Here is a 24,266-nt window from a genome sequence, read left to right as displayed (position 1 = left end):
GCTAGCGGCTTCAATCGCGGATACCCTTTAATACGACTGCGTTAAGCTTTAGACTCCACGTCCTTGGTCTTCTCGAACCAAAAGTTATAGAAGTCTTCAGTCACCAGCTGTTCGATATTGGTGGCTTCCTCTCTGGGGCAAAAAACGGTTACCGTGGTTACATCGTGGCCGAGTTCATTAGTCGTAATGCAGACTTTGGCATCAGGTCCTGATAGCTCAACGCCCATGCGATTCTCGATCAGGTTGCAGTAGCGTTCGGCAACTTCACGGAAGGACTCGCAGTGTTCTTTAAGTCGCTCAGCGATAAACTTCTTGGCTTCAAATGGATTCATTCCTTTGCTTTCACGGGTAATCGAAAAGGTATGCTCAATATACCGGCGCATAAAGTTCAGGTTCTTTACCGGTTGGGTAAAAAAGGCATTGTTTGGGATGTACAGAGTTGTTCCTGTATAGCCATTGCCCAAACCGTGCGGATCGATCTCCAAAAGGGTGGTACTTAGCCAGTCACTATCGGTGACTTCACCAAATTGATTGCCGACTTTAATCCAGTCTCCCACAGTAAACGAGCGCATGTTTGCCTGATACAAGCCTCCAACGAGGCACTGCACACCCTCTCTCAGTGCCAATACAATTGCCACAGAGAAAGCGGCAATGGATAGGGCAAAGTCCCGGAGTTCGCTTACCCAAATTGCTATCAGGCCAACTACCAATAACAAGTTGCCAAGGTTATGTACGGTATTGATACGGCGGCGCTTATCCGCTTTTTGCCAACTACTTCGTGCTATTACTAGCGTGAGCAGGCCACGTAATAACATCACTACTGAGATCAGGCATATGGTGATAAATAATTTGCTATCCAGGATATGCGCTAAGAACTCTGGTTTCATTCGGGAAAGGGACCTCACAGAAATTACTGGACCACCAATTCATATGGCAACGCCTAGCATCCCTTTATGGAGAAAGGAGTGCTATGCCGGGCAGGTGGGTGTTAATGGGAGCAAAGAAGGCGGGAATTTATCCCTGGTACTACATCTTGTAAATAGGATTTTGTAAATACGGATAGACTTGGCCAAGCAGCAACAACTTTAGGCTGCTTAGCTCTATAAATGTAAAAATGCAGGATGTTTCTATCGATAATCAGGGTTAGGAAAGTCGGGCTTACAGCCGGCATCCCAGGCAGAGCGCTGATTGCCGTGGGCGGGAATGCCCCCAGCATCTTTTATCATTCGCGCCATATGCATCAGGTTCCAGGTCATAAAGGTGGTGTTGCGATTGGTAAAGTCGTTTTGCGGACCACCGGAACCGGGATCAAGATACGAGGGGCCAGGGCCAGCTTCTCCCACCCATGCCGCATCTGCCTGGGGAGGGATAACATAGCCAAGGTGTTGTAGAGAGTAGAGAATATTCATGGCGCAGTGCTTTGCGCCATCTTCATTGCCGGTGATAAGGCAGCCGCCCACCCGGCCGTAGTATGCGTACTGGCCTTTAGAGTTCAGGTCAGCTGAGTTCGCATAGAGCCTTTCTATAGTTTGGGTGCAGACAGAGGATTTCTCTCCCAACCAGATCGGCGTGGTAATAACCAGGATATCTGCGTCTTCAACCCGGCGATAGAGCAGTGGCCACTCATCAGTGTCCCAGCCATGCTCCGTCATATCCGGGTAAACACCAAAAGCGATGTCGTGATCAACAGGGCGTAAAACCTCAACTGAGACTTTGTTGCGCTCCATGATTTCCCTGGATATGCGAATTAGACCGTCTGTATGGGAGAGTTCAGGCGTAGGCTTTAGAGTGCAGTTGAGGAATAGCGCCTTGAGGTCGGAGAAGTCCGACTTGCTAGACTTGCAGTCTTCAATTTGCTTCTGATTTAGCTTCGTCATTTAAGGCCTCCTTGCCACAATTTAGATAATAGCCCGAGTTCTAATCCCGTGATTTCAAAGAGGATCGTTTTGACTTATTCGCCCGAGGTCAACTTGAGGACTATAGATCCATAGAGCTCGTTACTTTTGGCGTGAATCAGCTTGCTCAGAGATTAACTAACCATAAAGCTGCACCTATATTTGACTGATAACCACCTTGGAAGTCTCCATGAAAATAAAAAATCACCTATTACTTTTGCTCGTATCAGGACTTATGACTCTTGTGAACATGCATGCCAATGCTCAGCCGGAAGCCAAAGATTCCCTGGAGGGGGTGTGGTGTGCGGTTGAAGGAGAGTCGTTTATTTTCTATGAGCACAGCCCGGACGCCTTTACTTTGGAGAAGGGGCAAATTTGCCGGACCTTTAAGGTTCTCAAGCAAACAGGTGTAGGCGGTGGCGGCCGTTATCTTGAGGTAACGAAGAAACCGAATGTTAAACACCAGCTGACTGCGGTTGAAGAGACGGTGAATGAGGCCACTATTGCCAAGGATATCGGTATCTTTGCCTACATAAAGAGTGGCAATAGAATCCAGTTGGTAGCTGTTGATGTTTCCGATGAGAGCGTTACAAATTTGACCTTAGATGGCAGTGGCACCATGCGCGGCTTTATTGAAGAGGTTACAGCTGATCATTCTGCCGGGCAGGGTCATGAAGCTCACGTTGGGGTTCTGTTCTTTCGGAGGTCATCCTCATCGATACCCGAGACCTTTGATCAGGATTGGGAATCAATTTTCAATGAAACCCATACCAAGCAGTAGGGATACAGGCATTAGATCATCCATCGTGATAGATCTCTCATGTACTGCTTGAGGCTCAAGTTTTTGTGAGTTCGACTCTGCCTAACAACCTGGCAACAATGATTGTACGGCACTCAATTTGACCATTGCACAGGTAGAGGGGCAGTATCATGTGCTCTATTCAGGCTAAACTGACAGAAAATGTACTTTTGGCTACTCGCAATTCAAACAATCTGAGCAGATTAAACTCTATTTTACTTAAACAGTTGATTTGGAGGTTTCTGGTGAGCTCATTTTTAATAAGAAAAACCCCATCAATAGAAAGTAAATTGCTGTAACAATGACATTGAGCAACCCTGAGACTAAGCTCAATACAGCAGGTAAATCAAAGAACCTGTTATATGGGAGGATCATCATAATAGGGATAAGCCATTTGGTATATTTTAACTCTACTTTGTAACAGGAGATTGCGAATAGACATACAAATATACCGTTAAAAGTCACCGTATTTACGAACGTATCCAATAATTCTTGAGCTACATAAATTCCGAAAGCTGACGTTTCTAATGAGATCGTCCTGATATTATCGCCTAGTGCCAAGGAGCTTGTATAATCATTAGCTATTGGTATAAGTGCTAATCCCAAGAGCTGGGCAATATTGATAATAGCTACGGAGACCAGGGTGAATGAAATCAATGCCGCTGAAGCAACTTTACTATTCTCCCAAAATAGGACTGCAATAAATACAAACGAAAGGGCATAACAGGTCCTTAATGCGAGTAAAATCAATTTCAGGATAATAAATTCATTTGGGGTTTGGCCAAGCGCGATCAAAAAATCGCCCATTTGAATTGTAGAGCTGGGCTTAAAGAACTGTATATTGTTTGGTAGTAAAATAATGAACCCAACAAACAATATGAACTGAATAAAAAATAGATAGCCTGAAACTTTCGCTAAGTCATTACTGTTGAACCTTAGTTTTTTTAGCTTCATCTATTTTTATTCCATAATCAGACAACTGATAGATCGATTAATATCAATCCTTACTAGCTTAGACAACGCTTGATATGTATATAATTGTAAATAAGTATTAATTAAGTGTTGGATAATGCTTGAGCTTGACTTTTCGCTTGCCCAGTTGAATCAATTAACCATGCATAGGGCCCCGTATCTTTTAATTTGCTCGCTTTTCAAGCCTCTTGGCACCGCCTTAGCGAGATATAAGAGCCGCCAATGGAATTTGAATCCAGTCTAGGTGGCGATGTAATATTCATGCCAAGAAGTAGAGGTTTGAGTATTTGTAACCTTCAAGTGCTTTAACTATTGCATTTATTTTAGGTGTATTAGTTCAGACCAAATCTGACACATTCCCTTGAAAAAGAGGGGTTTACCGGTTTTGATGAAGGTGCCTAAACCTAAAAGCAAAACCAAGGATAAACCCCATGATCCATACTAATGATCGCATCATCAAACACAAGACCGGATTGCTAAATCTGGCAGAAGAACTCGGCAATATCTCCAAAGCTTGCAAGATGCTGGGTGTGTCGAGAGACACTTTCTATCGCTATAAGGAAGCCGTTTCAAGTGGCGGCGTGGACGCCCTTCTTGAGAAGAACCGGCGCGTGCCCAACCACAAGAACCGTGTTGACACAGCCATTGAAGAGGCAGTGTTAACTTATGCCGTCCAAGAGCCTGCCCACGGGCAGGTTCGAGTTTCCAATGAGCTGCGCAAACGCGGTGTATTTGTGTCCCCTAGTGGTGTTCGGAGTATCTGGTTACGGCACGACCTTGCTAACTTCAAATTGCGATTAAAGGCACTTGAGGCCAAGGTGGCTGAGGAGGGACTGATCCTTACAGAGTCACAGGTTCAAGCTTTAGAGAGAAAACGTCATGATGATGAAGCCTGTGGTGAAATTGATACTCAACACCCAGGTTATCTGGGCTCGCAGGATACCTTCTATGTAGGAACCTTTAAGGGCGTCGGACGTGTTTACCAACAAACCTATGTCGATACCTATGCAAAGGTGGCTCATTGCAAGCTGTATACCACCAAAACGCCAATCACTGCGGCAGACCTTCTGAATGATCGTGTACTGCCATTTTATGCCATGCATGATCTGCCAGTGCTGCGTATCCTAACTGATCGTGGTACTGAATATTGTGGCAAGTTGGAGCAGCACGACTACCAGCTATATCTGAGTGTGAACGAAATAGAACACACGAAGACAAAAGCCAGGCATCCGCAAACAAATGGGATCTGTGAGCGCTTTCATAAAACTATTTTACAAGAGTTCTATCAACCTTCATTACGCCGCAAGATCTATGGATCAATAGAGGACTTGCAAAAGGATCTAGACGAATGGCTCACATATTACAATAATGAGAGAACCCACCAGGGTAAGAAGTGTTGCGGTCGAACTCCGATGGCAACTCTTGAAGATGGAAAAAGTATTTGGAAGGAAAAGCTCGTAAGCTGAATTTGACCTGACAGAGCACCTCCTGAAAAACCGGTAACTGTCAGATCAAGTCTGAACTACTACATTTTAGGGTAAAGACCTGATCCTACCCATCAACAACGAACACACCACTAAGCGACTAGTTGTTCCTCAAACGCCTCAGGGCTGAGATAGCCATTGGCGCTGTGTAAGCGATTTCGATTGTAGTCTATCTCTATATACTCAAATACGGTTTCTCGCATGAGGCACCTTGTAGGAAAGCGGTTACCATGGATTGCTTCTACCTTAAGTGAGTGGAAGAACGTTTCTGCACAAGCATTATCATAGCAATTACCTTTGGCGCTCATGCTGCACCGCAGATCATACGCTGTAATTAAAGATTGATAATCTTTAGAACAATACTGGCTTCCCCTGTCAGTATGCACGATAACATTCGTAGGTTTCTTACGTCGCCATAAAGCCATTTGAAGGGCGTCACAGACCAATGTAGCCGTCATCGTTTCTGACATCGCCCAACCAATAATCAGCCGACTATATAGGTCTATCACTACAGCCAGATATAACCAACCTTCTTCCGTTCGTAGGTAGGTAATATCCCCAGCCCATTTCTGATTCGGCGCTTCAGCATTAAAGTTCTGCTCAAGCAAATTTGGAGCTACTGGCAGACCATGTTTTGAGTAGGTTGTGGCTTTATACCTCCTGCCTGCTTTAGCCCGTAGGCCCTGTCGACGCATGCTGGCAGCAATTGTTTTCTGATTATATTTACTCCCCTCACTGGCCAACTCCTTCGTCAGACGAGGGGCGCCGCTACGTTCTTTGCTGGCTATAAAGCGCTGCTGTACCAAGCTATCGAGCTGCATTCGGTACTGCTGGTGCTTGGATTGGTCAGCCGATCTTGAAACCCAGTTATAAAAGCCACTGCGAGATACGCCCAATACCTTGGCCATCGCTTTGATGCTGAATTCATGCCTGTGCTTTTGCATGAAGGCGTACCTCATTTCAGGCTCTTTGCAAAGTACGCTGCGGCCTTTTTTAAGATCGCCAGCTCCTCTGCCTGCTCAGCCAGCTGCCGCTTAAGTCGAGCATTTTCTGTGGCCAGCTCTCTCTCCGCATCCCCTCGGCTCTGATGTAACTTAGACTTACTTCGCCATCCGTAAATCTGGGAAGGATGCAATCCAAGCTGTTTAGCGGCAACGCTTACCCCGACCTTGAGCGCCAGTGCTAGGGCATCCTTCCTATACTCCTCTGAGTATTGTTTACGAGTGGTTTTGGTTGGTTTATTTGATCTTGTCATAGAGCACCTCTGCTGCGTAGTTTATCGCTTAAGAGAGTGTCCATCGTTGATGGGTAGGATCAACCTATTGCTAATAGTGCATAAGTCATTACTAATCGATCAGTTCCGACATCTTCTTCATCAAGATAGCTGAGGCGTTGTCGGTAAACTGTTGCCCCTCCTCAATATACTCCCAGACAGTGGCATCACTCTTCCACCCACCTTGCTTCTTGATCAGCTCAAAGCCAACTTTTTCTCGCGCAGCGGAAGTAGACAGGCCTCGGCGAAAGCTGTGGCTGCTGAGTTCGGCAACAAAGTCAAAACCGCAGGCTTCCCCGAGATTTTTCAGTAGATCGTTGATAGCTGTGGGGTTTAGCTGTCGACTTTGCACTGTGTCCCAGCGATTGACCGATCGAAATACTGGTCCAGTTCTAATGCCACTAACGTCTAGCCAGGACTTAAGTGCTCGTGCGGGGCAGATTTCAGGGGTGCCGTAGGGAAGGGCACGCATCATTCCTTGACCACTTTGATCCGTCTTTGATTTGGGTAGGCGAATGATCAATCCTTCCTCCTCCCATATCAGGTCTTCTACCTGGATCGCCACCAACTCACTGCGCCGGAAGGCACCGAAGAAACCTACCAGCACCAATGCCAAGTCACGGGCCTTCTTCTTGGAATCAGGCTGAGAGCGTAACTGTCGGGTGAGGGTGGCAATGTGTTCGAGGCTCAGCGCCTTGGCTTTTTGCTTGGGCTTTCCGTGGGTGCGGCGAATACCGCGCATGGTTTTCTGCACCAGCGGCTCAGCGACTGGGTTGGCAATGCCTTGATAAAGGTGCCACTGGCCTATGGCCGTTAGGTGCAAATCCAGGGTGCGCGGGTTCAATTGTTCGGCCCGGCTCAATAGATAGCTAACCAGTGAATGGCTATCGGTGGGGAGCCGACCTCCCCATTTCTCGAACTGGCGAATGGCAGACCGATAGGCTTTGCGAGTGCTGTCTGAAGTCGCTGCTCTCAGGTACTTCTGAATGTCATCCTCAGTCAGAAGTGCTCCAGCTCCGGTAGATGTACTGCTGAGCTGGGACTGAGGTTGGATTTTGGTTGAGGCCAGGGGCTGTTTTCTCATGAATTCTGTGTCACCCGAAAACCACTATTTGTACTGAGGGTACGTTAGATGGGGGCTTCCTTACTCTTATAACCTTCGATAAGAATCATTATCGAAGGTTAGTTAGGTTAATTCAAGAATTGGTTTATTTTTATATGTTATGTATTATTACGTAATACGTAATTTGGTACAAAATAATCTGAGGGAAGGTTAATGGCGCGCACAGGGGTCACCTATCTGGACATTTTTGAAGCAGCAAAGGCGATTAAGGCCCGGGGCGAGGAGCCGACAGTTGATAGAGTGCGCGCTCATCTGGGGACTGGGAGTAAAAGTACAATTGCGCCGCTTCTAAAGCGGTGGAAAAGTGAGAGTTCCAGTAGCACTGATATCAGCGGCCTACCCAAAGATTTGGTGGAGGCGCTGAAAGGGCTTCATCAGCGTATCCAGGGGGATGCGGACCAGAGAGTGGAGCAGGTTCAGCAGGAATTTGAAGCGAAAGAGCTGGAGATAACAGAGAGACTAAACGAAGCTCAAGAGGCCAGTAGCAAACAAACCGCTTTGATTCGCGAGTTGGAGCAGAAGCTTTCAGCTTCTGAAAGTGAGAAGCGCCGCCTCAAAGTTACCCTGGGTGAAGCTCAGTCAGAACTGGAAAAAAGTGAGTTTCAATTGGAGCAGGCCTCGGTTCGAGTTGAGGAGCAGAAGGCCTCAATTGAAGAGATGAAGCAGGAGAATCGCGATGTGCGCGAGCACTTTGAGCACTTCCAGCAACGAACAGCTACAGACCGGCAGCACGAGCGAGATCAGTTTCGATCTTCCAGTGAGCAGCTTAAGGGGCAGGTGGCTTCACTGGCGGAGCAGCTCGGGCTGGCGGAACAGAAGCTTTCTGAGCAGGGCCTTCTGTATAAGCAGGGGCAGGCATTAATTACTGAACTCAATCGGGAAAAGCAGGAGTTGCGTGAAAATATAGGCGCCGCTCAAGCCGAAGCAGCAAACTATAAGCGGCAGGCTGAAGAGCAGGCAGCAAGCGCTGAATCCCAATCTTCTGAAATTACACGATTACAGGATGAGGTTACCCGCCTCCAGAGCAGCGGTGTAGGACAAGCTAAAGAGATTCAGCTTCAGCAAGTATCTTTGGAAAGACTGGATGCGGAACTGGGCGCTACAAAAGACCGGATAGAGGTCTTGTCAGACGAGAATCGTATCCTTCTACAGGAGAAGGCAATGCTGCAAGGACAGTTTGCTCAACTGGAAAAATCTTTGGGTAAGCAGTAGTTCAGAACCCGGCAGGCTGGGGCGGTCGTCAGTTGATAGCCCCAGTTCAATTGGTTGTCGCACCTAAACAGATGTGACAGCAGTAAAATTGAAATACGTTGACTAGCTGGTACTATTGGACATAAGTAAAAGCAAATTTAGCTGTAGTTGACCTACCTATCCTTATATAAGCTCTATTCACTAACACCGCATAATAAAGTTCCTTATATAAAGTCCCCCTTGCTTTTATTTGCCGCGGTTTGCAAGGCATTTGGGAGGCAAGTGTTGTCTAGTCATTTCAGAGAAATCATCGATAAACCCACTTTTTTTGGTTCACTGGCGCTGCTTCTGGCAGTGACAATCCCTTTGGTACTATTCCCGGAAGTGGGTGCCGCCTGGGTTTTAGCCGCTAAAGGTTTTGTTACTGACAAGCTAGGGGTTTTCTATCTGGCACTGGGTGTCGGGGCAATCCTCTTTATGGTCTATATCGTGTTTAGCGATATCGGCCAGATCAAGCTGGGGACGCCTGAAGAGGACCCAGAGTTCTCCACGATATCCTGGGCGTCAATGCTTTTTTGTGCGGGTATCGGTGCTTCGATTCTCTACTGGTCTATGGTTGAGTGGATCTACTATTACCAAACCCCACCTTTCCAGGTTGAAGGAGGCACTCCCGAGGCTGCACGCTGGGCTGTTGCCTACGGTATTTTCCACTGGGGTCCGCTGGCATGGTCGATCTACCTGATTCCCGCTTTGCCGATCGCTTACTTCTACTACGTTCGAAACCATAGCGTGCTGAAAATTAGTGAGGCGCTGATGCCCGTTTTGGGGGAGCAGCGCGCCCAGGGCGGACTCGGCAAGCTGATCGACGTGCTGTTTATCTTTGGTATGTTGGGCGGCGGTGCTACGACCTTGGGAATTGCTGCGCCGCTGATCACTCAGGGGGCTCATGAACTCTTGGGCGTGCCCACCGGGCTGGGAACCCAGGTTGTAGTGCTGATGATATGCACGGCAATCTTCGGCTATAGCGCTTTTGTTGGGCTTAAGAAAGGTATCCGCGCACTTTCCAACCTGAATATGTGGCTGTCTATTGTACTGCTTCTGTTTGTTTTCCTGGTTGGCCCCACCTTATTTATGTTGAACACCGGCTTGGATGCCCTGGGTCGTGTCTTGGATAACATCTTCCATATGGCTGCCTGGACTGAGCCATTTGCAGAGTTTGAGCAGTTCCCGGATACCCATTTTCCCCAAGACTGGACCATCTTCTATTGGGCGTGGTGGTTGGTTTTCGCTCCCAGTGTCGGCTTGTTTATTGCGCGTATCTCGCGGGGGAGAACCATTAAGACCATGGTGGTTGGCTCCATTTTTTATGGCACCTTAGGCTGTTTCCTGTTCTTTATGGTGCTGGGGAATTACGGCGTCTACTTACAGTTTTCCGGTGAGCTGGATGTGGTTGGGATGCTAAATGAGCAGGGCGCAACTGCCGCAATTTTTGCCACACTCAAGACACTTCCCGGCAGTAAACTGGTGATTCTTGTATATACGGTGCTCGCCCTCATCTTTACTGCAACTACATTCGATTCCATCTCATACATTCTTGCTGCTGTTGTGCAGAAAGAGGTCGATGAAGAGCCGGCTAGATGGAACCGCCTGTTTTGGGCATTTGCGCTTTCACTGATGCCGATAACGCTGCTGTTTTTGGGCGGCCTGGATACACTGCAAACTGCCAGCGTGATCGGTGGTGTGCCGCTTTTAGTTGTTGCTTTGCTGCTGTGCATATCGATTGTGAAAGCCGCTCATTTTGACCTGCGCTACCAGCCGAGCTACGAAGAGAAGGAAATCTATATTGAAGAGTTTCCAGAGGATGATCCGTGGACAGAAGAGGGGAATTGGGAGGTTCCAGCCCAGGCAGAGCACGGCGTATCCCACGATGACAAACCCCATATAGAGGGCGATCCTGGAAGCCATCCTTCTCGACTTTAATAGTTGGGCAGCAGGAGGAGGCCGAAGCCTTCACTCCTGCTCTCCATCAAATTCTGATACCACTTTATCGACACAATATTTTCTGAGGAGAGTAGCGTTTTTTATCGAGTTGCTCTCCTCAAAACAGCAATTCAATTGCTGGGTATATCGGTTAAATAGTTGTTTTGCACTCTCCTTTGGCAAAGTTACAAGGCGATTAATGAACTGACGGGAGCCAACCTGGAAGTGCATATAATCAATCGGGACATTCCAGTCTCCACCCCAGACAGCGAAGCCATGCCTGGCAAAGATTGTGGTTACATCTTCAGACATCCCCATACGCGTTGGCTTTCCCGGGCGAAACTTTGCCCGGTTTAAATACCCCTCTGTTGCATCCTTGGGAATTACTTTGGCCCGGGTGTGTTTATCAATATACAGGTAGGGGTTTTGTAGGGGGTTAATATCAATAGCGACACCATAAGCGTGCTCAGACCATCTGCTCCCGCCAGTAATAGGCCGGGAATCAAAGGCCAGCGTGTTGTTTCGATCATCTGCTATTCGCTGTTGCAGAGTAAAATATTCGACAGGAATGGCTGACTGTATTGGAAAGCGAGATCGATAGACCTCACCAAATAAAGACAAGACGCTCTCGGCAACGATATCAAGTACAACAACAGCGCCTCTGCGGTATAGAACAGCTTCGATGCCAACATTATCCTGAGCAGGGGTATCCAAGAGAGGCGCATAGTTGAAGACGACTCTTTTCAGCCTTTCACAGCCAATAGGGGAGCTGTTCCGAAGAACCTGCCGGAGCTTCATCAGCTCACAGTCTTCTTGGGAAATGTCGTAAATCCCTACCTTTGCTTCAGGTTCAAAATCATTAACATTGATATTCCTATCTTGGTCCTTGGTGCATGCAAATAGCACCAGGCCCGCAATGGCGGCGATAGCCTTCTTATACATATCGCTTCTCGGTATTCCTTTGGGAAAGCCCCGTTTCAAATAGTATTTGAGTATGCACATCCTGTTCACTCTTGAATTGCATTTGGCCTGTTAAATCAGCACTCAAAAGGATGCTAATCACGTCATGCTAGCGGTTGGTAAATGGCAGTGCAGTGCTCGCCTTAAAGATTGGCGTCTTTAGTTTCAGCAACTTTGTTCCGGCTGGTCAAAAAATAGCCAGACTGTAATTGATTTAGCTCCCAACTCCTTCCCGTTTTGTAAGAACATCTTTTCAGAAGGAACCCTTGTTGAATAAGGGAACAAAGGATCTCATAGACAAGCCCACCTTTTGGGGCTCTTTTGCATTGCTACTAGTGGCGACAGTGCCCTTGATCCTCTTTCCCGAGGCGGGTTCTTTATGGTTATTGGCAGCTAAAAATCTGGTAACAGAGAAGTTGGGGGTCTTTTATCTCCTGCTTGGCCTAGGTGCGATGTTATTTGTGCTGTATATCGCCTTCAGTGATATCGGCAGGATAAAGTTGGGAGGGGGGAAAGAGGGCCCCGAATTCTCAACTCTATCCTGGGCTGCCATGTTGTTTTCTTCCGGTATTGGCGCGTCGATTTTATACTGGTCGATGGTTGAATGGATCTATTACTACCAGCAGCCACCGTTTCAGGTTAAAGCGAGCTCAGCGGAAGCCGCACGCTGGGCAGTCTCCTACGGTATCTTTCACTGGGGACCGCTGGCTTGGTCTATCTATCTGATCCCCGCACTGCCAATTGCCTATTACTACTATGTGCGCAAACGCAAGGTTCTCAAGTTGAGCCAAGCGCTCGCGCCAGTATTGGGTGATCGTAGAGTGGGCGGGCCCGTTGGTAAGCTTATCGATACTTCCCTGGTATTTGGCATGTTAGGGGGCGCGGCTACACGGCTTGGTATTGCGGCGCCGTTGATTACTTTGGGATTACATAAGCTATTTGGGGTTCCTACTGGGGTGGGATTTCAGGTTGGGGCACTGATATTTTGTGCGCTATTGTTTGGTTACTGTGCTCTTGCCGGCGTAAAGCGGGGCCTTAGTGTCCTATCAAACTTTACAATTTTTCTCTCACTCGTTTTGCTGCTCTTCGTGTTTATCGCGGGACCAACACTATTTATGCTCAATAGTGGATTGGATTCCCTGGGTAGAGCGCTGCATAACTTCTTGCAAATGGCCACTTGGACTGAGTCCTTCTCTCATTTTAAACAGTTCCCCAGTACTCGCTTCCCCCAGGACTGGACTGTCTTCTATTGGGCTTGGTGGTTGGTTTTTGCTCCGAGTATTGGCTTATTTATTGCGCGTATCTCCGGAGGGCGGACTATCAAGGCGATGATTCTTGGATCACTATTTTTTGGAACTTTTGGCTGCTTCTTGTTTTTTATGGTGCTAGGCAACTACGGCGTTTACTTGCATTTTTCGGGCGAGCTGGACTTGGTGCAAATACTGAATCAGCAGGGGGCCAATACCGTGATCTTTGCCGTTTTGGATATGTTGCCGGCGAGCCAGTTAGTTGTGTTGCTGTATACGCTGATCGCACTGGTTTTCACGGTCATTACTTTTGACTCCATATCTCATATTCTTGCCGCCGTTGTGCAGAAAGAGGTCCATGGCGAGCCGCTTCGGTGGAATCGAATTTTCTGGGCCTTCGCGCTGGCAGTAATGCCTATTGCTTTGTTGCTTATTGGCGGGCTGGAAGCATTGCAGGCGGCAAGCATTATCGCCGGTGTCCCTTTGCTGCTAATTGCCCTCTTGCTTTGTATCTCAATGGTTAAAGTTGCACGGCATGACTTGAATTTACACCCAGTTATCCTTGAAAAGGAAATTGTTTTGGAAGGGGTAGCTGAGGAAAGTGCCTGGAGTGGAAATGCTGAATCAGGGCAAGTTGTGATGAGATCTGCAGAGGAGATTAGCGGGGGCGGAAAAGAAGAATCGCCTTAAGAGCAGACTAGTAAGATATGCCGGGGCTGTCTAAAGCCCCGGCTGCACTTATAGTTTAAAGACTAAAAGTGCGGGCAACAGAGAAGACAATTCGCTCGTCAGCAGTGCCCACGTCGAGATTGGTATTCTCGGCGGCAATATTGAAATCAAAACCTTCCAGGGAAGTCATATACTCCACTCGGTAGTGGTTGTAAGATTTTTTACCATCCCAGGTCCATTTGTCTTTATTGACGCTGGTAGAGCGGTCAACACTGAAGCGAACGTTGTGACCTTCTGCAAACTCAAAGGTATGCGCCAGCATCATAATGTAATGACCACCGCCCGTGCCAAAGTAATCCCAGCTATACCAGCCATTGACTTCTGATTCGCCTAGAGTAGAGCTGTAGCCAAGCTTGGCATAAGCTTCCGGATAGGCGTAGTCATCAGAGAGATCATCATCGCCGTGATAGGTGTAATAGGCGATGCCGGTATCCAGGCTCACTTTTTCATTGAGCTGCATAAATTTACCGGCATAGAAGTCCCACTCCAGGTTGGTGTCGTCATCGCCACCGAAGTCTACGTTGGAAGCCCAGGTGCCGATATACCAGCCGCTATCAAAACCGTAGTCCAGACTGGCTTGCAGTGCTGGGTCGTTTTGAGTCTGGCTGACACCGTTAAAGGTGTAGTCAGTAGTCAGGTTTACAGTAGAGGACAGCTCCGCTTGGGATTGTTGGGCAAGCACCAGCAGGGAAGCGCAGGTCAGTGCAGAAAGTTTCAAAGTTGATTTCATTGTTCAATTACCACTTATTTATATTTTGTAGCCCCCGCCAAACCAGGCGGGGGATTTCAACAGTTAGCTCGCCAGTTCGATCTTGCTAAAGTCGATCTTGTTTTCTTTAGGCGAGGAGTCGATAGCTGCTACTGCCCTGAAGCGTTTCACCAGGATGTAACCCAGGCAGCAGAAGAAAATGCCAATTACCAGAGCGCCGATCCACTGGATTTGCAGGAAGTTGAGCTTGAACAGCAGGGTGAGCAGGCTCATCGCAACCAGGTTCAGGACGAAGTATTTCCACTTGCCCAGACGCGCAACGGTCATGCCCAGGTTGTCGGTGTAGAGGCGAATCAGGGAATCCAGCGAGTTGATCACGAAGGTAACACCCACAATCACCATAGCCAGGTTGTAGAAGCCACTGGTATCCAGGCCTTGGCTGGAGTAGTAGTAGAGCACGGTGAACCAGAGCGCGATGGGGATGGATGGGAATATCAGCATCGCCGCCAGTACTTGGTAAGTGCGCAGGCCGCCCACAAAGCGGGAGGTAAACTGGCCAATCATAATGCTCCAGGCAAACCACCAGAACAGGTAGAACTCGTGGTAGTCATTCAGCGGCAGCACGAACTGGTGGATATTACCGAAGTAACCGCCGAGCAGCGCAAAGGTGGAAGCGAAGTCGCCAACGCTACCGTTCTCACCGGTAAAGGCGCCTACCCACATTACCGCGATCAGGCCAATAAACATCCAGGTAGTCGCCAAGCTGAGGAAGCGCACATAGCGCAGGCTGGTGGATGAGTAGACCGCAGCGGCGATCACGGCAAAGACGATCAGGTAGAAGGTGCCAACAATGGTTTCACCATCGCCAACCTGTGGCAGATACCAGGGCAGGTTGCTAAGCAGCAGGTAGGCGGTAAACGCGCAGGTACCGATAATCACCACGTTGTTGATCAGCTTTACCAGGCCGATCTCAAAGAATTTAACTTTGGGCTCGATAATGCAGAAGTAAAAACAGGTGAGGAAGTAGAAACCCCAGATCAGGAAGGCCCAAAAACCAAACTCAATCGCGAGTGCGTTGGTGAAGCCGTATTCTGGGTTTGCGGTTAGGTCTGCGTAGCCACCGAACTCAGTGAGGGGGAACATGATAAGGCCTACATCGAGGCCGGAGGTGAAAAGGATCGCTATAAAAGTGAAGGTTTTAACCGGGGTCACCCCGACCATCTTCACATTTCCCCATTTAATCAGCGAGAAAATTATTGCCGTGAAGGTAAATAATAATCCCGCAGAAAGCCAAGCTGTCATGCTGAGTCTCCAGCTAGTTATTGGTATGCCGGCGCCCCTCAAGGGCGTTGCTGTGCGAGATTTGAGTATCCCCGTCGCGGTTGAAGGGGGCAGTCAAATCTCTGCCAGAGCGCCGACGAAAAATCAGCTCACTGAGCGCGCAGGGCGGCCAGGTCGCTGAGTGCTGGTAGCGTTGGTCGCTACCGGTGCCTCGGAGGGCGCCAATACTGGGCGCCCTAAAATCAGGTCAGCAGCCCGCTCCGCCACCATAATGGTGGGCGCATTCAGGTTGCCGTTGGGAATGGTCGGAAAGATGGAGGAATCTACAACTCTCAAGCCCTGCAATCCGTGTACACGGGTTTCCGGGTCTACCACTGCCATTGCATCAGTGCCCATCTTGCAGGAGCAGGATGGGTGGTATGCACTCTCGACGGATTCCCGTACGAAAGCGTCAATTTGTTCATCAGTCTGGATATCGGTGCCGGGCTGGATTTCATCGCCCCGGTACTCGTCGAAAGCCGGCTGATTGATAATCTCGCGAGTTAGTCGCACACAAGCACGGAAACCCTCAATATCCTCTTTCTCCTGTAAATAATTAAACAGGATGGAAGGGGATTGCTTGGGATCACTGCTCACCACTTTGACTCTGCCGCGACTCTTGGGCTTGTTGTGCCCGATATGCACCTGGAAGCCGTGGCCGTCGAAAGCTTCGCGGCCGTCATAGCGCATGGCTGCTGGCAGGAAGTGATATTGCAGGTCCGGCCACTCCACATTTTCTTTGGAGCGAATAAAACCGCAGGACTCGAAATGGTTGGTGGCTCCGAGACCATCCTTCTTCAGTATCCAACGAGCGCCGATCAGGAATTTATTCCAGGGGTCGAGCTTGCCATTCAGGGAAATCGGTTGGTTGCAGCGGAACTGGAAATAGAACTCCAGGTGGTCCTGCAAGTTTTGGCCGACGCCGGGGAGTTCGTGCTGGAGTTCGATACCGGCTTCTGCCAGTGTGTCTGGATCTCCGATTCCGGAGAGCTGAAGAAGGTGAGGGGAGCCGATGGGACCTGCGCTGAGGATGACTTCCTGCCGCGCCTTGAATTCCAGGATCTTTCCCTTGCGTTCAAGTTTGATTCCGACTGCCCGTTTACCTTCCAGAATCACCTTATGCACAGTGGCGTGGGTCAATACCGTCAAATTGGGGCGTTGCATGGCCGGTTTCAAGTAGGCGTTGGCGGTAGACCAGCGCTTTCCATCTTTTACCGTCATATGCATGGGGCCAAAGCCCTCTTGCTGCTCACCATTGTAATCTGCGGTGTAGTCGTAGCCAGCTTCTTTGCCAGCTTCGATAAAGGCTCCATAAAGGGGGTTGGCCATTTCATTGCCGTTATTGACCCCTAGTGGGCCTTCGTCACCACGGTAATCATCACCGCCGAAAGCCCAGGTCTCAGAGCGTTTAAAGTAGGGCAGGCAGTGGGCGTAATCCCAGCCTTCGGCGCCGTGCTGTGCCCACTCATCAAAGTCTTTAGCGTGCCCGCGCACGTAAACCATCCCGTTAATCGAGGAGGAACCACCGAGTACCTTGCCCCTGGGGCAGTGCATACTGCGGTTATCCAAGTGGGGCTCCGGTTCAGTCGTAAACTGCCAGGCGTACTTCTCAGTATTCATGGGGATGGACAGCGCGGTGGGCATCTGGATAAAGATGCTGCGATCGCTACCTCCTGTCTCTACCAGGAGGACTTTTTTATCTTCCTGGACAGACAGGCGGTTGGCCAGAACGCAACCGGCAGAGCCGGCGCCGACAATGATGTAGTCAAACTCACTCATACAGGGTACCGCTTAAAATGGACTTTCCAGTGGTGCCAGGCCCACATACACCGCTTTTAGCTGGGTATAGTGGTTCAGGGTCGCAAGTCCATTTTCGCGTCCGATTCCGGATAACTTGTATCCGCCCACCGGCATTTCTGCCGGGGAAGCGCCGTAGGCATTGATCCAGCAGATACCCGCTTGCATCTGGTGGATCACACGGTGGGCGCGAGTGATATCACGGGTAAATACGCCGGCGGCAAGGCCCAATCGGGTATCGTTAGCGCGGCGGATCACTTCGTCTTCATCATCAAAGACCAGTACCGACATTACCGGGCCGAAGATCTCTTCGCGGCAGATGGTCATATCGTCATGACAGTCGGTGAATACGGTGGGAGCAACGAAGTAACCGTTAGGTGAATTTTCTGGTGAAAGGGTGTGACCGCCGCAGAACAGGGTCGCGCCTTCCTCTTTACCCTTGCTGATGTAGTCCATTACCAGTTGCTGGTGCTTGGCAGAAATCAGGGCGCCGAAGTTGGTGTCCGGATTCATCGGATCACCGGCAATAATATTTTGCTCAACACGCTCTTTCAGGCGAGCGAGGAACTGATCGTGAATGCTGCGGTGTACAAATACCCGGGTGCCGTTGGTGCAGATTTCGCCCTGGGTGTAGAAGTTGCCCAGCATGGCAGCAGAAACGGCTTGCTCCAGGTCGGCATCATCAAAGATCACTAGCGGGGACTTGCCTCCCAGCTCCATGGTGACTTCTTTCAGGTTGGAAGCCGCTGCGGCCATCACTTTCTTGCCGGTACCCACTTCGCCGGTAAAGGAAACTTTGGCGATATCCGGGTGGTTAGTCAGCCAGGCACCCACGGCGCCATCGCCCTGGATTACGTTGAAGACACCCGGGGGCATGCCCGCTTCAATAAAGATTTCTGCCAACTTCAGAGCGCCTTTGGGGGTCTCTTCGGAAGGCTTGAAGATCATGGCGTTACCGCAGGCCAGGGCCGGGGCGGCTTTCCAACAGGCGATTTGTAAGGGGTAGTTCCAGGCACCGATTCCGGCGCAGATGCCCAGGGGCTCGCGGCGGGTGTAGTAGAAGTCCTCACCGACTTGCTGCTGATTGCCTTCAATGCCTGCAGCCAGGCCGGCAAAGAATTCGATAGAGTCGGCCCCAGTCACTACGTCCACAACGCTGGCTTCCTGCCAGGGTTTGCCGGTATCAGCCACTTCGATAGCCGCCAGTTCATCGTTGCGCTCGCGCAACAGTGCTACTGCTTTCAGCAGGATGCGACTGCGCTCAATCGGCATCATCGCTGACCACTGGGCAAAACCGCGCTTGGCGCTCTCGATGGTTTCTGCGAGTACCTTCTCGTCGGCAACCTCAACCTGGTAGCTGACCTCGTTGGTCGCAGGATTGAACACGTCAAAACATTCACCGCTTTCGTTTGCCAGGTAGCGGCCGTCTACAAAATTCCGTTGTTTGTCCAGTGACATCTGTCTCTCCATACTGCTTTAACAGAGGGTCAGTCGGTTATTTGTTAGCGATGGGGCAGGGCGGTAAATAGCCGTCCAGTGACCCATTGGCCATCGCAAAAAAATGGGCTGGTCTGACGTAGACTTTTGTGCCAAATCGTCAGGCTCCAGCCCCGGCCCGACGGTCAAATGTCGGGCGATATGGCACAAAATATAACATATTTTTAATTTGAACTCTAATTGTTAGCACTCAATGCAACAAAGCTGGCGGATTCGTAGGAGGATTTATTTTTCAGCGACTACAGAGTTAATCCGTATTTTCAAGGGTTAAAAGTGGGCTGGGTTGGGCCAAAAATCTCATTTGAACTCTATAAAAAGCACTGTATGAATTTTGCTCAACCTGGCTATCTCGGGGTCAAGTCAGGTGCCCGAAAGGCGGGGCTTCGGACGGCAGGAGATAGGATTTGTCGCTTTTGGGGGAGGAGGCTCTAGCTGGTGAAGGTCTGGCAGGTGGGGAGGCTCTACCTCCCCAGAATTACGTTGAGTGAATTTAACTGTTTGCCTCGCGTAAAGTGGAGGTTTGGCGGTTCAGGCTGGCCAGATATAGCACTGCTAACCCAGCTGCAATACCCGGCAATCCCTCATAGATCACGCCGTGATACCCCAGTAGCCGCCAGGTAATCGCTGCTGTAAAGCCGATAATCACTGCTGCGATAGCGGTTGCCTGGGATGGCTTACCCCCAAAACACAATACCAGGAGTAGGGGGCCAAATGCGCTGGCAAGTCCCGACCAAGCGAAAATAACCAGGCTGAACACACTTTGGCTGTTGGCGAGCGCCAACAGCAATGCGCCGCCGGTTATCGCAACTGTGACAAGCTTGAGAAACCAGGTTTTTTCAATCTTGTGCGGAAGAATATCGTGGGTAATGGCTGCGGAGCAGCTGAGCAGCAGGGAGTCTGCGGTGGACATGGTTGCGGCAAAGATACCAGCCAGGATCAGCCCAACAAAAACAGGGGGCAACAAATCCATAGCCATGGTGGGAAGAGCAAGCTCCGCATCAAAGCTCCCTGTATCGGCAATAAACACTCTGGATAGCAGGCCGACCCCGGTAGCCATGCAATAGAAAAGGATAAACCACAGATAGTACCAGGCCCTTGCCCGGTTCATCTTGCTGGAATCCCTCAGGGTCATAAATCGGACCATTACGTGGGGCTGTCCAATCACAGACAATCCGGCAAAACCCCAACTGATCACAAAGAGTATCACCCCGCCCCAGCCCGCAAAGGCGAGCCCCTCGGGAAACCAATGGGTAGAACCTTCGATAGCCTGCATTTGTATCGCCGCACTGGCGATACCACCCAAGTTGGCAAGGGCGACAACTAGGAGTGCTGCCATAGCCCCCATCATAACGATGGATTGGGCCGCATCAGTCCAAATGGACGCGCGGATGCCGCCAGCTAAACAGTAGAGGCATACAAGCACAGCTCCTACTACAGCACCGGACCACAGGGGCCAATCCAGCAGTACGTGCAGGGCTTTGCTGCCGGCAACCATTTGGGCAGAGGCATAAGTTAGTAAAAACAACAGGGAAATGATGCCGATCAGGCGCTGCAGGGCTGAGTACTTCTGTCCGTGCCAGTTACTGAGAACACCTGCGTAGCTGACTTCACCACTTGAACTGGTAGCGGTCCTTAATCGCTTGTGTACATAGAGGGAGGCCAGAAAATCACCGGCAATCCACCCCACCATCAACCAGATGGAAGCCAACCCAGTGGTGTAGGAATAGCCGATAACCCCGATAAACATATAACCGCTATTGTTCGTTGCTACGGCAGACAACCCCACCAGCCAAGGGGAGACGCCACTGCTGGCAAGGTAATAGTCAGCTTTGGTTTGACGGCTGAACATCGCAGAAGAGAGGCCGACCAGAGTGAACAAAAGTAAAAAACCAAGAAATGAATAGATCATCGGCAATCCTATTATTTTTATCCCGTATTATTTTATGGGTTGGTCTTCAGAGGTTATCCGAATATTTCTAGCTCCCCTTGCCGCCGCTTTGCGGTGAGGGAGTATTGGCAATAACCTGGTCGAGCTCCTCAAATACTTCACTTTCCGCTAGAGGCTGTAAGGCACTATCAACCAGGATTTCATCGCGGTAGCTTTCCCGCCTTTTAATGGCTTCCGCCAGATAACGCAGCGCTTCATCAAATTGACCCATGGCAGTATGGGCGCAAGCCAGTTGGTAGAAGGCATGGCTGTTATCTGGGTCAATACCCAGGGCCTGGTGACAAAGATTGGCGGCCCACTGGGGTTCATTGAGCTCCAGCACTGCATCAGCTTTATAGGTAAGGGCTTCTACATCCTCGTGGCGGAGGCGCAAAATCTCGTCGTAAATGGCAATTTTATTGGCCACTGAGGATTCCTGTTGAGCGCGCAGCCACAGGGACTGTACTTCCTGGGTTAGCTCGATTTCCTCGCGGTTTTCTTCAATATGTTGTGTTTTCTGTTGAAGCTGCTTCTCTATAACTTCCAAGCGCTTTTCGTATTCCTGGACCAGCTTTGAGATCTCCTCATCGGCCAGAGAGTGTACCCGCTCTTTAATGTCCTGGAATGACCGCCAGCCAACTAAAACCAAAATTGAAGTGGCGGCGGCTATCAAGTAGAAAAAGTAGGTAACCGTATCGGTTGCGTAGGCTACGGCTCGATCGACAGAGTTGTGTTCACGATCGACAATTTGCTGAATCAATTCCTGCTTGGCATTAGCCTGATCGATTCGCAGCTGCTTAATTTCGTCGAGCATATAGCGCTCGACGAAGGGTGTGTATAAGGGCTTCTCAAGGGTGTCGACCTCGCTTTGCGCACTGTCTTTTTTCTTTTCTTCCGCTTCCTGGGAAATAGAGGTGGCGGAAGTAAATAAAAAGAGCAGGGCACAAAGGCTCAGGATGCGAGGCATATCGCCGTCCCGTGATTGTAAATTTCTACCAGTGCCTCGTGTAGTGTCCGAACGGCTGCGTCATAGTCTGGCTCGTTAACGATGAACTGCATATCCACATGACGCAGGGACTGGTGCATGGCGAGCACGCGGATATTGCTTTTGGACATCGACTGCACCGCTTTGGCCAGCACGCCGGGGATTTGCATATCGCTACCGATGGCTGAAACTATGGCGACTTTGCGCTGGTTCAGTTCGGCTTCGGGAAAATGCTCTTCCAATGCAGCCTGAATCCGCTTGATTGTTTTCAAGTTGGTGGAGAGGAAATGGGTAAGGGTATTGGCATTAGTGTTTTTGGAAATAATATGGGCTTTGAAGCGCTTGATCACCAGTAGCACTTCGCGATCATAATCGTGGATGCTGCCCGCCATATCCTGGTCAAACAACTCCAGGGCGTAAACCCCTTTACAGCCAGCAATAATTTCCACTCGTGGAGAGTCGCTGATGTAGTCACCAGTAATCAGGGTGCCGGCGTGTTCGGGCTCGAAGGTATTTTTCACCCTGAGAGGGATATTTTGTTGGCGCAGCCCCTTGGCGGCTTTGGGGTGAATCGCTTCCATCCCCAGGTTTGCCAGTTGGTCGGCCACATCGTAGTTGGTGCGACCGATGGGCACTGCATTTCCCTCTCCCACCAGGCGGGGGTCTGCACTGCTCAGGTGAAACTCTTTGTGAATCACCGCCTCCTTTGCCCCGGTGAGGACGGCGAGACGACTGAAAGTCATCTCGCTATAGCCCCGATCAAACGAGATCAGCAGGCCCTTATCGCTGTGGGCATAGCCGGTAACAATAGGCAGCTGTTTGCTTAAGTCGATGGTGGCAAAGGCATCCCGGATACGCTCATCCAGGGGAATGTGCTTGTTGGTGCGCCAGCCAGTCAGATCGACAAAGCAGGCATTTACACCATCCCGCTGCAACAGTTTCGAAGTGTTCCATGCGCTGTGGGCCTCACCGAGGCTGGCTAACATCTCCCTTACCGTGCCCAAGTGGGCGTCGAGGGAGAAGTGGCCGTGCTGGCAGAGGCTTTGCAGGTCTCTCAGGCATTTTTTAGCGCTCTCTAACCTTTCATCCAAAAACAGGTTCGCTTCCGCGAGAAGATCGCCATGCCCAAAAAGGCGCTCGTTGATTTGCCGCAGTGCTGCTCGAAGTTCGTCAAACTTAACCAGCCAGCTATCGTCCTCAATACTGCTGGAGAAGAGGGCATAGATCCCTGGTTGACCACTTTTCTTGTGTTCTAGAAGCAGGTCAGTAATACCGCCGTAGGCAGAGACTACAAAAACACGATTGTAGATCCCCTTGGAGTCACCTTTGATAATATTATCCCGGACCGCTTCGTAGTCCGTCATAGAGGTGCCGCCAATCTTTTCTATCGTATGCATCGTCTCTTACTGGTCCTTCTTTCTCTTAAAAACTGGGTGAGTGCTTTGAATTGAGATTTGCTTCAGATAGTAGAAATTGATTTCCTCGCACAGATGTATTCCGGCCTGGGAGGCAAGCCGCAAAACGGAGCCTCCACCTTGTTGCTCAGGGCATTAAAAACAAAAAACAAATTAGACCTCGGGTCGGGGCTGATATTGCTGCTGGAGCCATGCATTAAGTTACAGTCAAACACAACAATACTGCCGGGCTTGCCTGTAACAGCTGATATTCCGCCATTGGATACCAGGGACCTCAAATGGCTATCTGAGGGAATACCAAGCTCCTGCTTTTTCAGTGAGCTGAGGTAGTTCCGTTTTGGTGTTTCCCCATCGCAAGCAATGTAATGGTGGTGGGACTTGGGAATCAGCATCAATGGGCCATTAAAATGATGATTCTCTGTTAAGGTAATGGAGATGCTGAGTGCCCGCATACGGGGCATGCCGTCCTCGACATGCCAGGTTTCAAAATCGGAGTGCCAATAAAAATCTTTCCCGCGAAAACCAGGTTTGTAGTTCGCGCGAGACTGATGGATATAAACCTCATCACCCAAAATACATTTCGCAATACTTGATAGCCGTTGATCCCTGGAAAGCCGGTTAAAAATTTGGCTGCTTTTGTGGATACGAAAGACTGAGCGCACTTCGTTACTTTCAGGCTCGGTGATAATTTCTTCCGACTTGTCAGTGTGTCTGCGCTGTTTAATCTCCGCCAGCTCTTGCGTAAAAAGGTTAATCTCCGCCTGGGAAAACATATTCTCCAGTACAACAAAGCCCTGTTCTGCATAGCGCTTGAGTTGCGATGGTGCCAGTGGGGAGAGGGACTGGCAGTCCCCATACACAATTGGATCTTTGCGCACCCTGGTACCACCCAGAAGGCCCGGTTTTCGGGAGGGGTAGCAATCTTCCCTGGTAACACTTGAGCTATCTGGAAGGTACTTCATG

At 49.8% G+C, this 24,266-nt stretch carries 19 protein-coding genes; 5 read left to right on the top strand and 14 right to left on the bottom strand.

Features of this window, described 5'->3' with window-relative positions:
- Positions 1–41: 41 nt before the first annotated feature.
- Entirely contained in the window at positions 42–887 is an 846-nt protein-coding gene (locus QT397_15360) for a mechanosensitive ion channel (GenBank protein WNZ54271.1), read from the bottom strand.
- 240 nt (positions 888–1,127) lie between these two features.
- A complete protein-coding gene (locus tag QT397_15355; GenBank protein WNZ54270.1) occupies positions 1,128–1,877 on the bottom strand; it encodes an NAD(P)H-dependent oxidoreductase in 750 nt (249 codons plus the stop codon).
- Between the two features lie 208 nt (positions 1,878–2,085).
- Here QT397_15355 and QT397_15350 point away from each other — a divergent pair, with 208 nt between their 5' ends.
- Positions 2,086–2,676 (top strand): hypothetical protein, encoded by a 591-nt coding sequence (locus QT397_15350; GenBank protein ID WNZ54269.1) that lies wholly within the window; start codon positions 2,086–2,088, stop codon positions 2,674–2,676.
- A gap of 237 nt (positions 2,677–2,913) precedes the next feature.
- Here QT397_15350 and QT397_15345 read toward each other — a convergent pair whose 3' ends face one another.
- Complete coding sequence (locus tag QT397_15345; protein WNZ54268.1) at positions 2,914–3,648, bottom strand: hypothetical protein; 735 nt, start codon at positions 3,646–3,648, stop codon at positions 2,914–2,916.
- 449 nt (positions 3,649–4,097) lie between these two features.
- Here QT397_15345 and QT397_15340 point away from each other — a divergent pair, with 449 nt between their 5' ends.
- A complete protein-coding gene (locus QT397_15340; protein ID WNZ54267.1) occupies positions 4,098–5,132 on the top strand; it encodes an IS481 family transposase in 1,035 nt (344 codons plus the stop codon).
- A 110-nt stretch (positions 5,133–5,242) separates the two neighbouring features.
- On the opposite strand, the gene QT397_15335 is transcribed toward QT397_15340, so the two are convergent.
- Both QT397_15335 and QT397_15330 read right to left on the bottom strand, forming a co-directional pair.
- A protein-coding gene (locus QT397_15335) for an IS3 family transposase (GenBank protein WNZ54266.1) occupies positions 5,243–6,405 on the bottom strand; the annotation gives its coding sequence in 2 pieces (ribosomal slippage) (positions 5,243–6,147 and positions 6,147–6,405; 1,164 coding nt in all).
- Positions 6,406–6,496: 91 nt separating this feature from the next.
- Complete coding sequence (locus QT397_15330; GenBank protein ID WNZ54265.1) at positions 6,497–7,507, bottom strand: site-specific integrase; 1,011 nt, start codon at positions 7,505–7,507, stop codon at positions 6,497–6,499.
- Positions 7,508–7,699: 192 nt separating this feature from the next.
- Between QT397_15330 and QT397_15325 the strand changes: the two genes are divergently transcribed.
- Positions 7,700–8,758, top strand: coding sequence for a DNA-binding protein (locus QT397_15325; GenBank protein WNZ54264.1), 1,059 nt, complete (start codon positions 7,700–7,702; stop codon positions 8,756–8,758).
- A 264-nt stretch (positions 8,759–9,022) separates the two neighbouring features.
- On the top strand, positions 9,023–10,717 hold the full coding sequence (locus QT397_15320) for a BCCT family transporter (protein ID WNZ54263.1): 1,695 nt from the start codon (positions 9,023–9,025) through the stop codon (positions 10,715–10,717).
- 30 nt (positions 10,718–10,747) lie between these two features.
- Here QT397_15320 and QT397_15315 read toward each other — a convergent pair whose 3' ends face one another.
- Positions 10,748–11,659: a M15 family metallopeptidase gene (locus tag QT397_15315; protein ID WNZ54262.1), complete on the bottom strand. Its 912-nt coding sequence runs from the start codon at positions 11,657–11,659 to the stop codon at positions 10,748–10,750.
- A gap of 287 nt (positions 11,660–11,946) precedes the next feature.
- Between QT397_15315 and QT397_15310 the strand changes: the two genes are divergently transcribed.
- Complete coding sequence (locus QT397_15310) at positions 11,947–13,614, top strand: BCCT family transporter (GenBank protein WNZ54261.1); 1,668 nt, start codon at positions 11,947–11,949, stop codon at positions 13,612–13,614.
- Between the two features lie 55 nt (positions 13,615–13,669).
- Here QT397_15310 and QT397_15305 read toward each other — a convergent pair whose 3' ends face one another.
- The 8 genes from QT397_15305 to thpD all read right to left on the bottom strand — a co-directional run bounded on the left by QT397_15305 (position 13,670) and on the right by thpD (position 24,265).
- On the bottom strand, positions 13,670–14,383 hold the full coding sequence (locus tag QT397_15305) for a TorF family putative porin (GenBank protein WNZ54260.1): 714 nt from the start codon (positions 14,381–14,383) through the stop codon (positions 13,670–13,672).
- Positions 14,384–14,446: 63 nt separating this feature from the next.
- Positions 14,447–15,664 carry a BCCT family transporter gene (locus QT397_15300; protein WNZ54259.1) on the bottom strand — a complete coding sequence of 406 codons (1,218 nt, stop codon included), beginning with the start codon at positions 15,662–15,664 and terminating at the stop codon, positions 14,447–14,449.
- A 123-nt stretch (positions 15,665–15,787) separates the two neighbouring features.
- A complete protein-coding gene (gene betA, locus QT397_15295; protein WNZ54258.1) occupies positions 15,788–17,461 on the bottom strand; it encodes a choline dehydrogenase in 1,674 nt (557 codons plus the stop codon).
- 12 nt (positions 17,462–17,473) lie between these two features.
- Positions 17,474–18,937, bottom strand: coding sequence for a betaine-aldehyde dehydrogenase (gene betB, locus QT397_15290; protein ID WNZ54257.1), 1,464 nt, complete (start codon positions 18,935–18,937; stop codon positions 17,474–17,476).
- A 529-nt stretch (positions 18,938–19,466) separates the two neighbouring features.
- Positions 19,467–20,885 carry a sodium/proline symporter gene (locus QT397_15285; protein ID WNZ54256.1) on the bottom strand — a complete coding sequence of 473 codons (1,419 nt, stop codon included), beginning with the start codon at positions 20,883–20,885 and terminating at the stop codon, positions 19,467–19,469.
- Between the two features lie 67 nt (positions 20,886–20,952).
- Entirely contained in the window at positions 20,953–21,870 is a 918-nt protein-coding gene (locus tag QT397_15280) for a tetratricopeptide repeat protein (GenBank protein WNZ54255.1), read from the bottom strand.
- The gene (locus tag QT397_15275; GenBank protein WNZ54254.1) at positions 21,855–23,285 is read right to left on the bottom strand and encodes an aspartate kinase; all 1,431 of its coding nucleotides are present in this window, start codon (positions 23,283–23,285) and stop codon (positions 21,855–21,857) included. Before QT397_15275 ends, QT397_15280 begins: the two co-directional genes overlap by 16 nt.
- Positions 23,286–23,347: 62 nt before the next feature.
- Positions 23,348–24,265, bottom strand: a complete 918-nt coding sequence (gene thpD, locus QT397_15270; protein WNZ54253.1) for an ectoine hydroxylase — start codon at positions 24,263–24,265, stop codon at positions 23,348–23,350.
- Between the last annotated feature and the right edge of the window lies 1 nt (position 24,266).

Source organism: Microbulbifer sp. MKSA007 (assembly GCA_032615215.1).
Classification (GTDB): Bacteria; Pseudomonadota; Gammaproteobacteria; order Pseudomonadales; family Cellvibrionaceae; genus Microbulbifer.
The sequence above is the reverse complement of the archived record's forward strand: the minus strand, read 5'-3'. Positions and strand labels throughout refer to the sequence as shown.

Bases quoted from the DNA above. Each gene is read 5' to 3' on its own strand.
- QT397_15350 (WNZ54269.1), top strand. From the start codon at position 2,086: ATGAAAATAAAAAATCACCTATTACTTTTGCTCGTATCAGGACTTATG.
- thpD (WNZ54253.1), bottom strand. From the start codon at position 24,265: ATGAAGTACCTTCCAGATAGCTCAAGTGTTACCAGGGAAGATTGCTAC.
- QT397_15330 (WNZ54265.1), bottom strand. From the start codon at position 7,507: ATGAGAAAACAGCCCCTGGCCTCAACCAAAATCCAACCTCAGTCCCAG.
- QT397_15345 (WNZ54268.1), bottom strand. From the start codon at position 3,648: ATGAAGCTAAAAAAACTAAGGTTCAACAGTAATGACTTAGCGAAAGTT.
- QT397_15325 (WNZ54264.1), top strand. From the start codon at position 7,700: ATGGCGCGCACAGGGGTCACCTATCTGGACATTTTTGAAGCAGCAAAG.
- QT397_15300 (WNZ54259.1), bottom strand. From the start codon at position 15,664: ATGACAGCTTGGCTTTCTGCGGGATTATTATTTACCTTCACGGCAATA.
- betB (WNZ54257.1), bottom strand. From the start codon at position 18,937: ATGTCACTGGACAAACAACGGAATTTTGTAGACGGCCGCTACCTGGCA.
- betA (WNZ54258.1), bottom strand. From the start codon at position 17,461: ATGAGTGAGTTTGACTACATCATTGTCGGCGCCGGCTCTGCCGGTTGC.
- QT397_15340 (WNZ54267.1), top strand. From the start codon at position 4,098: ATGATCCATACTAATGATCGCATCATCAAACACAAGACCGGATTGCTA.
- QT397_15280 (WNZ54255.1), bottom strand. From the start codon at position 21,870: ATGCCTCGCATCCTGAGCCTTTGTGCCCTGCTCTTTTTATTTACTTCC.
- QT397_15315 (WNZ54262.1), bottom strand. From the start codon at position 11,659: ATGTATAAGAAGGCTATCGCCGCCATTGCGGGCCTGGTGCTATTTGCA.
- QT397_15305 (WNZ54260.1), bottom strand. From the start codon at position 14,383: ATGAAATCAACTTTGAAACTTTCTGCACTGACCTGCGCTTCCCTGCTG.
- QT397_15360 (WNZ54271.1), bottom strand. From the start codon at position 887: ATGAAACCAGAGTTCTTAGCGCATATCCTGGATAGCAAATTATTTATC.
- QT397_15355 (WNZ54270.1), bottom strand. From the start codon at position 1,877: ATGACGAAGCTAAATCAGAAGCAAATTGAAGACTGCAAGTCTAGCAAG.
- QT397_15275 (WNZ54254.1), bottom strand. From the start codon at position 23,285: ATGCATACGATAGAAAAGATTGGCGGCACCTCTATGACGGACTACGAA.
- QT397_15285 (WNZ54256.1), bottom strand. From the start codon at position 20,885: ATGATCTATTCATTTCTTGGTTTTTTACTTTTGTTCACTCTGGTCGGC.